We start from the raw sequence: 13,105 nt of genomic DNA on the forward strand, positions 1-13,105 counted from the left end.
AATAAGGGAAACAGGTTATAAATAATCTCGCGCGGAATCTCTGCTTACTTTTTTAAACTACCATCTATCAATTGTTAATTTTTTTGAAAATGTTGACGTTATTGTAGTGATTTTTTTAATTTAGCGCGCCATATTTTCATCCCTTTACAAGAAAACGTATTCGTTCAACATTTTTTGAAAGCTATTATTGTATAAATTTTAGTTATTGGACTATGTTAACAGAAGCGTTATTAGGCCGTGCGCGCAATTGGCGCCCTAACTTGCTGTTTGTAACATCATTTGCACTTCTGATTCTCAGTTTTACTGTGCATGCTCAAACCAACAATTCAGAAGCTGATGGTAAATCTTCTTTTACCGCCAGACTGATGAATATTGAAGCGGCAGCTAACGAAACCTTCCGGTACAATGCTTCTTTACACAACGGAGCTAAGGAAGCTCGGATTTATGAGCTGAAGGCCGACTTGCCTATTGGCTGGATGATCGCTTACAAAGTAGAAGGCAGCCAGGTTACTTCATTAAATCTGGAATCAGGAAAAACTCAAGACATTTCAATTGAAATTAACGCTACGTCAAGCGCCAAACCCGACAAATACAAAATTCCCATCAGGGCAATTTCCGCAGTAGATACCTTAGTTCTGAATCTGGAAGCTGTAGTAAAAGGTTCTTACGCGCTGGAACTCACCACGCCTTCGGGAAGACTGAGCGACGAAATCACTTCTGGCAAAGTGAAAGAAATTCAACTAACCGTTAAAAATACCGGTACTTTGCCATTGACTGATGTAGAACTTTCCGCTCAGAATCCCAGCAGATGGGAAACTACTTTTGAGCCATCCAAAATCAAAGAAATCGAGCCGGGTAAATCGGTTGACGTAACTGCGAGCCTGAAAGTACCAGATAAAACCATCGCTGGCGATTACGTAACCACTATTACAGCCAAAAACTCTAATTCTACTTCGCAACTGAGTTTTCGGATGACCGTTAAAACATCGCTGCTCTCCGGATGGATTGGCGTTCTGGTAATTTTAGCAGCTATAGGCTTGGTATATTATCTAATTCGCAAATACGGAAGAAGATAATTCCGGCCGACTAAACAACTTTCGACAAAATTTAGTTTCAGAAGCCTGATGCAACAGGCTCTTTAGTTTTTTCCGTTACAGACGGAACTAAAAGCTTAATAATTAACAAATGAAGAATCCTATCATACAACTGAAGGGTTTGTCAAAATGTTATGGCTCGCTAAAGGCAGTTGATAATCTCAACCTAGAAATACATAAAGGCGAAATATTCGGGCTGTTGGGACCTAATGGGGCCGGAAAGACCACTACCATCTTAATGATGTTGGGACTTACCGAACCTACATCCGGAACAGCCCTTGTTTGCGGACATAATGCCACCAATAACCCAATTGCGGTGAAACGAAAAGTAGGGTACATGCCGGATAGTGTAGGGTTCTATGATAATATGACGGCTTTAGAAAATTTAGAATATATAGCCCGACTAAACGGCATACCTGAAAATCAAATACGTTCACGTGCCATAAAGATGATGGAACAGGTGGGGCTGGGCAATGAAATGCACAAAAAAACCGCTGCTTATTCACGCGGAATGAAACAAAGGCTGGGTCTAGCCGATGTGTTAATAAAAGAACCGGAAATTATCATTCTGGACGAGCCTACATTAGGTATCGACCCCAGCGGAGTAAAAGATTTTCTGGTTTTAATCAGACAGCTCAGCCGTCAGCAAGGGCTCACTGTATTGTTGTCCTCGCACCATCTACATCATGTACAACAGGTATGTGATCGGGTAGGCATTTTTGTAGGAGGAAAATTACTGGTTGAGGGAAACATTCATACGCTATCGCGTAACTTATTTAATAAGGAAGGCTTTATCACCACTGTTACATTCAAAGAGGAAATATCACAGCCCTGGCATCTCGAACCGGAATTGAAACAATGGGAGCAGGTGGATCATATTGCCCTATCGGGCAAAACAGTAGAAATCACGTGCAAACAAGATATTACTCCCGACATTGTACGATTTCTGGTAGAGAAGAAATATGATATCATGGGTGTTCATAAAAAAGAATATGGACTCGATGATATCTATGAAAAGTATTTCGAAAATAGTACAACAGAAAAAAGAAGCAATGAAAAGTCCGGCAATTTCTTCCAAAGGTCTTTCTTTAAAAAACATAAAAAACAGTAAGGCATTTCAGAAAGCGACAGACATGGGGCCTTTCAGCATAATGGTACACAAGGAAGTGGCGGATCATATCCGCAGTTGGCGATTTATGATCCTTATCGGCCTTGTGGTACTTACCTTTTTTGCATCCATGTATGTATCGTTGAGCAACATAAAAAATGCTGTCAACAACATTAACGACCCCGATCGGTTTTTCTTATACCTGAAACTGTTAACTACAACCGATAATACACTTCCTCCATTTCATGTATTTCTCAACTTTCTGGGGCCATTGTTAGGTATCAGCCTAGGGTTTGATGCTATCAACGCTGAACAAAATGGAGGAACCCTTACACGGTTAATGGCACAACCTGTTTACCGCGATAATCTGCTGCTTTCAAAATTTGTGAGTGCCTTGATTGTTGTAAGTGTACTTTTTCTTTCACTGGCCTTGTTAATGATGGGCGGGGGATTGATAATTACCGGAGTGCGTATGGAACCTCAGGAATTTCTGAGAATACTAGCTTTTGTATTTATTAGTGTAGTGTATGTGGCATTCTGGTTAAGCCTGTCGATACTGTTATCGGTAATCTTTAAACAAGCCGCCACCTCCGCACTTACAGCAATCGGTATTTGGTTGTTCTTTACCGTCTTTTATCAGATTGTAGTTAATATTATCATAAGAGCATTCTTCCCCGATACTGATTTTCTTACACAGGCTCAGATACAAGCATACAACGAGCTGGTATTAACATTTTATCGTTTGTCCCCCGGACAACTATATTCCGATGCTACCACTACTCTGCTAATGCCTTCTGTGCGTAGCTTAGGACCTCTTACCATGGAGCAGTTGATAGGTGCTATTCCTTCTCCATTATCCTTTACCCAAAGCCTGTTAATTGTATGGCCTCAGGTAAGTGGATTAACCGCTGCCACCGTGGTGTGTTTTGCGCTTTCTTATTATCTTTTTATGCGAAGAGAAATCAGAAGTTAATCATTGATATCAATGCTAAACTAAAAGAGGTACAGACTGTTTGTCTGTACCTCTTTTTTTACACTCATAAAATACTACCGCCATTAGCAAAAAAAAACTTCAAGTTGTAATATCTTACGATGTTTGTTTTAACTGGCTAATATTTTTTATCATATCCGCTGTCATCGTTTCCAAATCATATTCCGGTTTCCAACCCCAATCAGTACGAGCAACGCTATCATCAATACTTTGTGGCCAGCTGTTGGCAATTGCGTCCCGATAGTCGGGCTGATAAGTAATTTCGAACTCAGGAATATGCTTCTTAATTGCTGCTGCAATTTCCTTAGGTGAAAAACTAAAAGCTGCGAGGTTGTAAGAAGTATGCACAGAAATTTTTTCCCTAGGAGCTTCCATCAACTCTACGGTAGCCCTGATAGCATCCGGCATATACATCATTGGCAGATAAGTGTTTTCCGACAGGAAGCAGGTATACTTCTTATGCTCTAATGCCTCATGAAATATTTCTACGGCATAATCCGTAGTCCCCCCTCCCGGAGCCGATTTATACGATATCAAGCCGGGATAGCGCAAGCTGCGCACATCTACACCATACTTTAAATGATAATAATTACACCAGAATTCGCCAGCAAATTTGCTGATACCATACACGGTAGTCGGCTCAATAATGGTTTGCTGCGGGCACAGCTGCTTAGGCGATGTAGGCCCGAAAACGGCGATGGAAGAAGGCCAATATACTTTGTGCAACTTTTCTTCCCGGGCAATATCCAGCACATTCAATAAGCCCTGCATATTTAAATGCCATGCCAGTCCGGGATTTTTCTCGCCTGTAGCAGACAAAATAGCAGCAAGCAAATAAATTTGTGTAATGTTCTGCCGAATCACCTGTACATGCAGCATCTCCTTATTCATTACATCCAGTGCAACATAGGGGCCGGTTCCTTTTAGTAGTTCATTTTCCTCCCGCAAGTCGGAAGCTATCACGTTACTGTTTCCATATATTTTCCTCAATGCCAAGGTTAGCTCTACCCCAATCTGTCCCGAAGACCCAATCACTAATATTTTCTCCTTTGTCATAGTAAAGATTTGATGCAAACTTATTAATAATACAGCATCCAACTCTAAATTGTTCCTGTGCAAACGTTTCCTCATCCTTAACCAGTAGTACGGTTTATAAAACATATTCCTCGAGAATTTAGGACCAATGCCCTGCTGATTTTTTATAAAAGATTGCAATAAGAAAACAGACACGACTGCTTTTTCAATACATTTGTCTTATGAAATCATATTTAAAATCCCTTTTCGAGCAACAATCATACGACGAGGACAACTTTTTTCTGATAGCTGGCCCCTGTGTTATAGAAAGTGAAGAGCTGCTGATGGAAACTGCAGACAAAGTAGTTGCAATATGCAAGAAACTAGGCATTCCTTATATTTTTAAATCCTCCTACAGGAAAGCCAACCGTACCAGTGCGAGTTCGTTTACCGGTATTGGAGATGAACAGGCTTTGCAGTATCTTCAAAAAGTAGGGGCTACTTACAGTATACCTACTACTACGGATATTCATGCGCATGACGAAGCTGTGATGGCGGCTACCTATGCGGATATACTACAAATCCCTGCTTTTTTGTGTAGACAGACCGATTTACTGGAAGCAGCTGCGCGTACAGGGAAGGTGGTGAATGTTAAAAAAGGACAGTTCATAAGTGGTCCGGCAATGAAGTTTGCCGTGGAAAAGATTTACAAAGCCGGCAACGAAAAAGTAATACTTACCGACCGTGGTAATAGTTTTGGCTATACGGATCTGGTGGTAGACTATCGTAATATTCCCTGGATGCAGGAACATGGTGTACCGGTGGTAATGGATTGCACACATAGCCTCCAACAGCCTAATCAGAGTTCGGGAGTTACGGGCGGAAATCCTCAACTCATAGGCACCATCGCTAAGGCTGCTATCGCCGCTGGAGCCGATGGCATCTTTATCGAAACGCATCCTAATCCCGCTGTAGCTAAAAGTGATGGTGCTAACATGCTTCGCTTGGATCTTCTAGAGGATTTACTGACGCAGCTGGTAAAGATTCGTAAAGCGTTGCAATAAATACACCAACTATTGTTGCAATCGCGCCGGAATACTGTTAGGAACGGGCACCACTTTTTTCTGCCCGTAGTCAAAGCACACCATCCCGGTTTTTGCATAGGCTACGGGTATTATTTTATCGCCGTCTTTTTTCTCTAGTTTATAATAGATATCAAAAGTTACTTTTCCGAAATCGCTTGCAGCTACTGATGCAATGATACTATCTCCGTAAAACGCTTCGTGCTTAAACTCAATAGCAACATCGGCCATAATCAATCCCACCCCTTCAAAATGCATTTCACTATAGCCGTAATGAGCTAGAAACTGCATACGTGCCTCGTGAATAATACTCAGCACCGCATCATTTCCTACATGGCCACCGTAGTTTAAATCTGTAATACGAATTGGAATGACCGTTGAAAAAGGGAACTGTGCGGGTAAAGCTACTTTTACTCTTGCCATAAAATCTATTTGAAGGCAAAAGTACGGGCTGTTGTACTAAAAAGTTTGCTTAAAGAAGTAGGGTTAATTTTGAGAGCCGGCAGCAATATCCAGCATATCCAGAAAATTATCAGGTGTAGCTACGGCTGCATTGTTAGCCATTTCCTTCTGCCACTGAGATATCTGTTCATCGCAGCTACTATCTTCTCCCGCAATACAGTCGGCTAGATTACTAACTTTCTTAGACATACGAACGATATTGCCTTCAGGAGTCATCAGAATGATATAGCGATTCTGCAACTCTGTATTTCTTTCCTGAGAAGCAACATAAGCATTGCCCAGCTTTGTGCGAATACCTGCCAAAGCGGCCTTACCGGCATCCTGCGGCACTGGAGCAGCCTTTTTGATAGAAGCAGTACTGCTCGCAGGCAGCTCTTTTCTAATATTATCAGCAGTATAAGCATTGCCGGATGCACTTTCATCCTTAAATATAAAATAGGCCGTAATACTAATAATAGTGATAAAGCAAGCTGCTGCTACATATTTCAACCAGCCATACCCCATGGAGGCTACAGTGGCTGCAGGCTTTTGTTGTGGCGCATCCAGCGCACTACAAATACTTGCCCAAGTTCCGGCAGGGGGCTGCACCTCCAGATGAGCCAGCTTTTTTTCTATAACCTTCAGCGCTTCCTGATCATCCAGCTCGCGAGAAATCTTATCCCACATGGCTGGGGGAGGAGTCACCTCTGTATTATATAATTTTTTGGAAAGCTTGTTTTCTTGATTCACCTCATCCAGCTGTGCAGCAATATGGGACCACGCAGCCGGTGGTGGTGTTACTTCGAGGGCTTCGAGTTTTTGAGATAGTTTATTTTCAAAGTCCAGATTGTCCAGTTCCCTGGCAATAGCCTTCCATGCGCCAGCCGGCGGTGTCACTTCCCAATCATATATTTTCTTCAGGCTGTTCATGGATTGATATTTCTAAATATATTATTCTTTACTCTCAATATGTTTTCTTACCAGATCCTGCAAAATAGCTTTGGCTCGAGAAAGTTGTGATTTACTGGTTCCCTCACTGATTCCCAGCATATCGCCGATTTCTTTATGAGAATAACCTTCTACCACATACATATTGAATACCGTTCTGTAGCCGGGAGAAAGCTGACTAATCAAATCAAGAATATCCTTTTCTGCCAAACCATCCAAAGCCGAAATATATTTCCCTTCTATGGTGTTTTCTTCCCGTTCGGTTACAGGTTGTAGGTATTTCTTTTTACGGAAATATTCAATAGCTGTATTTACGAATATGCGTCGAATCCACCCCTCAAAAGACCCATCACCTCTATAACTGTCCAGTTTTCTGAAAACCTTAATAAAGCCATCCTGCAGAATATCCTGTGCCTCATCGGCATTTGATGCATACCGCAGACATACAGCATACATTTTGGGGGCAAATCGGTTGTACAACTCTTCCTGCATTCGGCGGTCGCCTTCAATGCACCCCGTTATTAAGTCGTTTTCTTGAACAATATGGTTGCTTGTAGATTCCAAATTTTTGAAAATATTTAAAAAGTTGTTCAAATATAGGGAATAGTTTAATGTATGTAAACAGAACCGTTTATTAAGATGGCGAGGATTGCTGCAGCCACTCAATCAGTTTTTTCAATGCTTTGGCTCTGTGGCTATACAGTTTTTTTTCATCCAGTTCCATTTCGGCAAAGGTTCTGTCAGCCCCATCAGGAATAAAGACAGGGTCGTAACCAAAACCGTTGCTTCCCCTGCGTTCCGTAATAATGCGCCCTTCACAGATACCTTCGAATAAGGATTCCTTACCGTCAATAATTACCGATATCACCGTGCGGAAACGTGCCCTCCGATTGTCTTGCCCTTCCATTTTAGCAAGTAACTTGTCTACTATATCGACATATTGCGGCTCACCGTCGGCATATCTCGCACTTTTCACTCCGGGTTCGCCATTTAAAGCCTCCACTTCCAAACCAGTGTCCTCACTGAAACAGTTTTTCCCCGTCATTTCAAAAATCACCCGCGATTTTTCCGAAGCATTAGCCTCTAGTGTATCGTAGGGCTCGGGGATATCTTTATCAATGCCTGCTTCTTTGAGACTAATAATTTCAAACCGCTCATTCAAAGCATTCCGAATTTCCTTTACCTTATTATTATTATTGGTAGCAAAAATTAACGTCATAATGAAAATATCTTTTTAAGTGCCGCCCACAACTGGGTCTTAGCAGCCTTATCGGGTTGCAATACTTCTAGTGCAGGGGCATGCAATACAGTATAGTTTGCAAATTGCTGTATCTGGTATTGTGGTACTTCGAAGGGGAATCCAAACTGCTGAGCCGTTAATCCGAACAAGAATATCACTTGTGACTGAAAATATCGAAGCAGCTCATCATATTGGTAATCCGGATGATTATTCAAATTAATAACGGCCACATCATTTAAGCTCAATTGGCAGGCTTTTAACAATTGCATTAAAAACTCCAGCTGAGCATCGGGTAGATGTACGGCATTATCATAATGCACCCCAATCAATACCTTCTTTTCATTGTTGCCCAAAAACTTCCAAGCGGGCATTTCACTTGGGGTCTGGGGCTTATCCTCTTGTTTAGGCGATGCCGATGTATTTCCATCGGGCACTACCAGCTTATTGGGATATAGCTGTGTCAACAAATAAGGCGTAAGTTTCACACTGTTCAGACTCATAGCTCCTCTTTTGTACCGATACTGTTCGTATCTTCGCAATAGTAATAACATCCAAAAATAACATTTTATGGTAGAGGCGATGCAAATACCCGTAGAAAGGGTGAAAGAAAGTAAGTTGAGCCAGGTTGATTTCAACAATCTGGGATTTGGTAAATATTTTTCTGACCACATGCTAGAAGCTGATTGGGTCAATGGAGAGTGGAAAAACGTCAGAATTCGCCCCTACGAGCCACTAGTCTATTCGCCTGCCCTATCGGTCCTACACTATGCGCAAACCATATTTGAGGGTCAAAAAGCACATAAGGATGAAAATGGTAATGTTCACATCTTCAGGCCTTACGAAAACTGGAAGCGCATGAACCGATCGGCCGAACGTATGGCTATGCCTCAAATTCCCGAAGAGATCTTTATTGAAGGAATGAAACAGCTCATACGCTTGGATAAGGATTTTATCCCCTCCGGCTATGACGAGTCCTTATATATACGCCCCTTTATGTTTGCAACAGAAGAAACACTAGGGGTAAAAGAATCTTCATCTTACAAATTCTTAATTATTACAGGACCTGTGGGCGCATACTTCTCTGCCCCAGCCCGCATTTATGTGGAAGAAAAATTTACTCGCGCTGCCCCAGGAGGCACCGGATTTGCTAAAACAGGCGGTAACTATGCAGCCTCCCTGCTATCTTCGGCAGAAGCCAGAAAACAAGGGTATGATCAAGTGCTGTGGATGGATGCCTTAGAACATAAATATGTACAGGAAGTAGGCGCCATGAATATTATGTTCGTTATAGGCGATGCCATTGTAACTCCCGACCTCAGTGATGGTACTATATTAAATGGTATTACCCGTATGAGCCTACTACACCTTTTCAGAGAGAAAGGCTATAAAGTGGAAGAGCGTAAGGTATCGATAGACGAACTCGTGGAGGCTTATAAAGCCGGCACACTTAAGGAGGTATTTGGTTGTGGTACGGCAGCCACCATCAGCCATGTGCGAGAGCTAAAGTATAAGGATCTTGTAATGGAGTTTGACGTAGCGCAAATGACCATCTCGGCAGCTATGAAAAAAGAGTTGTTGGACTACAAGGAAAACAAGCTAGGGGATAAATATGGCTGGTTAGTAAAAGTATAGATTTTCAGCCTTTTATAAGCCAGAATGGCTCGTGGTTCAGCGAGCCTTTTTATTTAATTAGTTGCATATTGAAAAACGGCATTATTTTGTGGTAGAGAAAATTTGACAATAATTTTGTTGGTTCAAACCTAAATACTACCTTTGCCGTCCAAAAAATTATAAAGGATAAGGAATGCCTACAATTAACCAGTTAGTACGTAAAGGAAGACAAATCATCAAAGCTAAAAGTAAATCAAGAGCTTTGGATCAGTGCCCTCAGCGCCGTGGGGTTTGTACTCGTGTGTATACTACTACACCTAAAAAGCCCAACTCAGCGCTTCGTAAGGTGGCTAAAGTTCGTTTGACTAATAAAATTGAGGTGATTGCATACATCCCGGGTGAGGGACACAACCTGCAGGAACACTCAATCGTATTGATTCGTGGCGGTAGGGTAAAAGATTTACCTGGTGTGCGTTATCACATCGTACGTGGTAGCCTCGATACTGCCGGAGTAAAAGACCGTAAGAAGAGTCGTTCCAAATACGGTACTAAAAAAGGTAAATAATTATAAATCAGTAATAAAGAATTAATATTTAAAGATAATGCGTAAAGCACAAGCCAAAAAACATCCGTTAGCGCCAGATCCCAAATACAACGATAAACTGGTTACCCGTTTTGTTAACAACCTGATGTGGGAAGGAAAGAAAAGCGGCGCATTCACTATTTTCTACGATGCCCTGGACAGAGTGAGCAAGATCACTAACGAGGATGGGTACGAAGTGTGGAAAAAGGCATTGGCCAATGTGACTCCTACAGTGGAAGTACGCAGCCGTCGTATCGGTGGTGCCACTTTCCAGATTCCTTCTGAAGTGCGTCCCGATAGAAAAATTTCTTTAAGTATTAAATGGTTGATTCGTTACAGCCGCGAGCGCAACGGTCGCAGCATGGCAGAAAAACTGGCTAATGAAATTGTTGCTGCTAGCAAAGGTGAAGGTGCTGCTTTCAAAAAGAAAGAAGATACACACCGTATGGCTGAAGCTAACAAAGCCTTCGCTCACTTTAGAATATAATTTCCTACTACAAAGGATTATAAAAGTTATAGGCCCGTTCTTCGAACGGGCTTTTTTATTTCTTGTAGAAAGTTCCTTCATGCATTGCTTCTAAGTGAGAGTTCAGCAATAACGTTGTTATAAAAGAAAAAGCAGCTTATAGCTGCTTTAATAATTATGTGTAACGCTTGGTTTATCCAATGGTGTGAGGCAGAATAGCTCCCATTATTCCAATTCGCGTATCCAAATATTTCTGAAGCTCACAGGGTCGCCATGATCCTGCAAAACTAGCGGTTCCTTTTCTCCATGCGCTTTGTTGGTGGCTATTCCTATAAACTGAGTAGCACCCCATATTGCCATGTTATTTTGTACCAAAACTCCGTTGTGGAATACGGTGATGCGGGCCTGCGATTTCAAGCTACCATCTTTATTAAATCGCGGAGCGATAAAAATGATATCATAAGTTTGCCACTCACCAGGCTTACGGGATGCATTTACTAGAGGTGGTATTTGTTTATAAATGCTTGCTGCCTGTCCATTACTATAAGTACGGTTATTATAGCTGTCCAGAACCTGTAATTCATACAATCCCATTAAAAAAATGCCACTATTACCTCTTCCCTGCCCCTCGCCTTTTACAACAGCCGGAGTACGCCATTCAATATGTAATTGACAATCGCCGAAAGCTTTTTTGGTTTTAATAGCTCCGGTACCCTTAGCTACTGTAACCACTCCGTTTTCGACAGTCCACTTGGCAGGTTTGCCATCCATACTCTCCCACTCTGCAAGGTCTTTACCATTGAATAAAACAATAGCATCCGAGGGGGCATCTTTATCGGTAGCTCCGGGGGTTACTACTCTGGGTTCAGGCTCCCACACTTCTGTAAGCCGAGGATCTCCATTTTGTCCATACACAATCATGCCACAGGCAAGCAAAGGAAATAGTACCGTTTTCTTCATACGTTTTCAATCTTTTATTATTACAATAATCATATTAACCTATTGGACACCACAATTAGTAAAAAATTGCGGTTATATAATAGAAAAATCATCATAAACCTTCAGAGGCTCGTCCGATACTTCTACAGCGTTTACCACAGCTTGAGGAGGACCTACTTGGCACCAATCCATCAAGGCCGATAACTGCTCTGTTGTGCCTGTTGCGTATATTTCTACCGTCTGGCCATCTTCCAGATTTCGCACAGTGCCCTTCACACCCAGCTCCCTGGCCTTATTACGTGTGGACTGCCGATAGAACACACCTTGTACTTTTCCTCTGACAATAATCTTTTTCGTAACCATTAGCTAAAAGGAATTAGGGATACAATTTGCTCCAGATATTTTTGATCAGTTGTATCAAAATAATCTAAATGCTCGCTATCCACGTCTAGCACAGCAACAACATTGCCCTCACGAATCACAGGCACTACAATTTCCGATTTTGATGCACTGCTGCAAGCTATATGACCAGGGAACTGATCCACGTCGGGAACAATAGTCGTTTGGGCTTGTGCCCATGCAGTTCCGCATACACCTTTCCCTTTTTGAATACGGGTACAAGCTACAGGTCCCTGAAACGGGCCTAACACCAACTCATCATTTTTCACCAAATAGAAACCTACCCACCACCAGCCAAATTGCCCTTTCAATGCAGCAGCCACATTGGCCAAATTGGCCACCAAATCTTGCTCCCCTTCTATAAGTCCTGCAATCTGCGGAATTAAGGAAGCGTATTGTTCGGCCTTGGTTCCTTTATGAATTATCAAATCTTCAGCCATAAACATTCATTACACTATCGAAACTATAGAAATGCGGTGTGATACAAAAAATAAAAGCTCCAAAATATGGAGCTCCCTTATGTATTCAGTATGTTTTATCGTAAATCAATCACTTCTACTCCGGGATATTTGGATGCATCAAAAGTAAAATTAGCATCCGATGCTACCACATTGGTTTTAAAATCACTTACACTATAGATATATCTATTCCCAGATTTTTCAACAATAGTAGCACCTATAATGTTTTTGGTAGCCTTATCAATTGCCAGATAAATCAATGAAACAGGTTTGGATTTATCAATAGGCTGCAGCACCACTTTATTTACCGCTTTCCCGCCTACCTTATCGTCCTTTTGCATGGCATACATAAAATCCTTGCTATAAAAATCTGTATATAATTTCTGTGGAGTAATGGTATTATCGGATGCACTTGCACTATTAACCGTAACCTCTTTAGCCGCGGGATCGTAGTTCCAAATAGTTTCGCCATCACTGATAATTTTATTAGATCCCAGATCGATGATATACTTGTTACCTTTCATTTGTACGGTACCTGTTTTCTTGGATAGTACTTTGCCTGCCGAATTGTTAATCTGATAGGCAAAATTTACCATTACCGATTTATAACTTTTGAACTTAGCACTTACTTCATCCAATAATGCTTTAGCCTTAGGATCTCGCTGCTGCGCAAAACCGAGAACTACAAACAATAATCCCAATACCGTAAAAAACAACTTCTTCATTTTCAA

Annotated in this window: 17 protein-coding genes; 7 read left to right on the forward strand and 10 right to left on the reverse strand. The window is 41.6% G+C overall.

The window, feature by feature from the left end; all coding sequences use genetic code 11:
- The first annotated feature begins 212 nt into the window (after positions 1 to 212).
- The 3 genes from PIECOFPK_RS13765 to PIECOFPK_RS13775 all read left to right on the forward strand — a co-directional run bounded on the left by PIECOFPK_RS13765 (position 213) and on the right by PIECOFPK_RS13775 (position 3,175).
- Complete coding sequence (locus PIECOFPK_RS13765) at positions 213 to 1,076, forward strand: NEW3 domain-containing protein (RefSeq protein WP_330973693.1); 864 nt, start codon at positions 213 to 215, stop codon at positions 1,074 to 1,076.
- Between the two features lie 109 nt (positions 1,077 to 1,185).
- Entirely contained in the window at positions 1,186 to 2,205 is a 1,020-nt protein-coding gene (locus PIECOFPK_RS13770) for an ABC transporter ATP-binding protein (RefSeq protein WP_330973692.1), read from the forward strand.
- A complete protein-coding gene (locus PIECOFPK_RS13775) occupies positions 2,147 to 3,175 on the forward strand; it encodes an ABC transporter permease (RefSeq protein ID WP_330973691.1) in 1,029 nt (342 codons plus the stop codon). The genes PIECOFPK_RS13770 and PIECOFPK_RS13775 overlap by 59 nt, the downstream gene beginning before the upstream one ends.
- 114 nt (positions 3,176 to 3,289) lie before the next feature.
- Here the strand turns inward: PIECOFPK_RS13775 and PIECOFPK_RS13780 are convergent, their stop codons facing one another.
- The gene (locus PIECOFPK_RS13780) at positions 3,290 to 4,249 is read right to left on the reverse strand and encodes an NAD-dependent epimerase/dehydratase family protein (RefSeq protein WP_330973690.1); all 960 of its coding nucleotides are present in this window, start codon (positions 4,247 to 4,249) and stop codon (positions 3,290 to 3,292) included.
- Positions 4,250 to 4,449: 200 nt separating this feature from the next.
- Here PIECOFPK_RS13780 and kdsA point away from each other — a divergent pair, with 200 nt between their 5' ends.
- Positions 4,450 to 5,271, forward strand: a complete 822-nt coding sequence (gene kdsA, locus PIECOFPK_RS13785; RefSeq protein WP_330973689.1) for a 3-deoxy-8-phosphooctulonate synthase — start codon at positions 4,450 to 4,452, stop codon at positions 5,269 to 5,271.
- A gap of 9 nt (positions 5,272 to 5,280) precedes the next feature.
- Here the strand turns inward: kdsA and PIECOFPK_RS13790 are convergent, their stop codons facing one another.
- From PIECOFPK_RS13790 to PIECOFPK_RS13810, 5 genes are all read right to left on the reverse strand, one after another.
- Positions 5,281 to 5,712, reverse strand: coding sequence for an acyl-CoA thioesterase (locus tag PIECOFPK_RS13790; protein WP_330973688.1), 432 nt, complete (start codon positions 5,710 to 5,712; stop codon positions 5,281 to 5,283).
- A 63-nt stretch (positions 5,713 to 5,775) separates the two neighbouring features.
- Positions 5,776 to 6,660, reverse strand: a complete 885-nt coding sequence (locus tag PIECOFPK_RS13795; RefSeq protein ID WP_409966163.1) for a hypothetical protein — start codon at positions 6,658 to 6,660, stop codon at positions 5,776 to 5,778.
- A 21-nt stretch (positions 6,661 to 6,681) separates the two neighbouring features.
- The gene (locus PIECOFPK_RS13800) at positions 6,682 to 7,242 is read right to left on the reverse strand and encodes an RNA polymerase sigma factor (protein WP_330973686.1); all 561 of its coding nucleotides are present in this window, start codon (positions 7,240 to 7,242) and stop codon (positions 6,682 to 6,684) included.
- 70 nt (positions 7,243 to 7,312) lie between these two features.
- Positions 7,313 to 7,897, reverse strand: a complete 585-nt coding sequence (gene rdgB, locus PIECOFPK_RS13805; protein WP_409966164.1) for an RdgB/HAM1 family non-canonical purine NTP pyrophosphatase — start codon at positions 7,895 to 7,897, stop codon at positions 7,313 to 7,315.
- Positions 7,894 to 8,469: a hypothetical protein gene (locus PIECOFPK_RS13810; RefSeq protein ID WP_330973684.1), complete on the reverse strand. Its 576-nt coding sequence runs from the start codon at positions 8,467 to 8,469 to the stop codon at positions 7,894 to 7,896. The genes rdgB and PIECOFPK_RS13810 overlap by 4 nt, the downstream gene beginning before the upstream one ends.
- 16 nt (positions 8,470 to 8,485) lie before the next feature.
- Here PIECOFPK_RS13810 and PIECOFPK_RS13815 point away from each other — a divergent pair, with 16 nt between their 5' ends.
- The 3 genes from PIECOFPK_RS13815 to rpsG all read left to right on the forward strand — a co-directional run bounded on the left by PIECOFPK_RS13815 (position 8,486) and on the right by rpsG (position 10,599).
- The gene (locus PIECOFPK_RS13815; protein WP_330973683.1) at positions 8,486 to 9,550 is read left to right on the forward strand and encodes a branched-chain amino acid aminotransferase; all 1,065 of its coding nucleotides are present in this window, start codon (positions 8,486 to 8,488) and stop codon (positions 9,548 to 9,550) included.
- A 172-nt stretch (positions 9,551 to 9,722) separates the two neighbouring features.
- Positions 9,723 to 10,094 (forward strand): 30S ribosomal protein S12, encoded by a 372-nt coding sequence (gene rpsL, locus PIECOFPK_RS13820; protein ID WP_330973682.1) that lies wholly within the window; start codon positions 9,723 to 9,725, stop codon positions 10,092 to 10,094.
- Positions 10,095 to 10,128: 34 nt separating this feature from the next.
- Positions 10,129 to 10,599, forward strand: coding sequence for a 30S ribosomal protein S7 (rpsG, locus tag PIECOFPK_RS13825; RefSeq protein ID WP_409966830.1), 471 nt, complete (start codon positions 10,129 to 10,131; stop codon positions 10,597 to 10,599).
- Between the two features lie 204 nt (positions 10,600 to 10,803).
- On the opposite strand, the gene PIECOFPK_RS13830 is transcribed toward rpsG, so the two are convergent.
- The 4 genes from PIECOFPK_RS13830 to PIECOFPK_RS13845 all read right to left on the reverse strand — a co-directional run bounded on the left by PIECOFPK_RS13830 (position 10,804) and on the right by PIECOFPK_RS13845 (position 13,099).
- Positions 10,804 to 11,538 (reverse strand): DUF1080 domain-containing protein, encoded by a 735-nt coding sequence (locus PIECOFPK_RS13830; protein WP_409966165.1) that lies wholly within the window; start codon positions 11,536 to 11,538, stop codon positions 10,804 to 10,806.
- Positions 11,539 to 11,610: 72 nt separating this feature from the next.
- Positions 11,611 to 11,880: an acylphosphatase gene (locus PIECOFPK_RS13835; RefSeq protein ID WP_330973679.1), complete on the reverse strand. Its 270-nt coding sequence runs from the start codon at positions 11,878 to 11,880 to the stop codon at positions 11,611 to 11,613.
- Positions 11,880 to 12,356, reverse strand: a complete 477-nt coding sequence (locus PIECOFPK_RS13840) for a GAF domain-containing protein (RefSeq protein ID WP_409966166.1) — start codon at positions 12,354 to 12,356, stop codon at positions 11,880 to 11,882. Before PIECOFPK_RS13840 ends, PIECOFPK_RS13835 begins: the two co-directional genes overlap by 1 nt.
- 95 nt (positions 12,357 to 12,451) lie before the next feature.
- Positions 12,452 to 13,099 carry a LolA family protein gene (locus tag PIECOFPK_RS13845; protein WP_330973677.1) on the reverse strand — a complete coding sequence of 216 codons (648 nt, stop codon included), beginning with the start codon at positions 13,097 to 13,099 and terminating at the stop codon, positions 12,452 to 12,454.
- Positions 13,100 to 13,105 lie beyond the last annotated feature (6 nt).

The sequence above is a fragment of the Chitinophagaceae bacterium C216 genome (assembly GCA_028485475.2).
GTDB lineage: Bacteria > Bacteroidota > Bacteroidia > Chitinophagales > Chitinophagaceae > Niabella > Niabella composti.

Coding starts and splice junctions, on each gene's coding strand:
- PIECOFPK_RS13765 (WP_330973693.1), top strand. CDS start 213: ATGTTAACAGAAGCGTTATTAGGCCGTGCGCGCAATTGGCGCCCTAAC.
- PIECOFPK_RS13770 (WP_330973692.1), top strand. CDS start 1,186: ATGAAGAATCCTATCATACAACTGAAGGGTTTGTCAAAATGTTATGGC.
- PIECOFPK_RS13775 (WP_330973691.1), top strand. CDS start 2,147: ATGAAAAGTCCGGCAATTTCTTCCAAAGGTCTTTCTTTAAAAAACATA.
- PIECOFPK_RS13780 (WP_330973690.1), bottom strand. CDS start 4,249: ATGACAAAGGAGAAAATATTAGTGATTGGGTCTTCGGGACAGATTGGG.
- kdsA (WP_330973689.1), top strand. CDS start 4,450: ATGAAATCATATTTAAAATCCCTTTTCGAGCAACAATCATACGACGAG.
- PIECOFPK_RS13790 (WP_330973688.1), bottom strand. CDS start 5,712: ATGGCAAGAGTAAAAGTAGCTTTACCCGCACAGTTCCCTTTTTCAACG.
- PIECOFPK_RS13795 (WP_409966163.1), bottom strand. CDS start 6,660: ATGAACAGCCTGAAGAAAATATATGATTGGGAAGTGACACCGCCGGCT.
- rdgB (WP_409966164.1), bottom strand. CDS start 7,897: ATGACGTTAATTTTTGCTACCAATAATAATAATAAGGTAAAGGAAATT.
- PIECOFPK_RS13810 (WP_330973684.1), bottom strand. CDS start 8,469: ATGTTATTACTATTGCGAAGATACGAACAGTATCGGTACAAAAGAGGA.
- PIECOFPK_RS13815 (WP_330973683.1), top strand. CDS start 8,486: ATGGTAGAGGCGATGCAAATACCCGTAGAAAGGGTGAAAGAAAGTAAG.
- rpsL (WP_330973682.1), top strand. CDS start 9,723: ATGCCTACAATTAACCAGTTAGTACGTAAAGGAAGACAAATCATCAAA.
- PIECOFPK_RS13830 (WP_409966165.1), bottom strand. CDS start 11,538: ATGAAGAAAACGGTACTATTTCCTTTGCTTGCCTGTGGCATGATTGTG.
- PIECOFPK_RS13835 (WP_330973679.1), bottom strand. CDS start 11,880: ATGGTTACGAAAAAGATTATTGTCAGAGGAAAAGTACAAGGTGTGTTC.
- PIECOFPK_RS13840 (WP_409966166.1), bottom strand. CDS start 12,356: ATGGCTGAAGATTTGATAATTCATAAAGGAACCAAGGCCGAACAATAC.
- PIECOFPK_RS13845 (WP_330973677.1), bottom strand. CDS start 13,099: ATGAAGAAGTTGTTTTTTACGGTATTGGGATTATTGTTTGTAGTTCTC.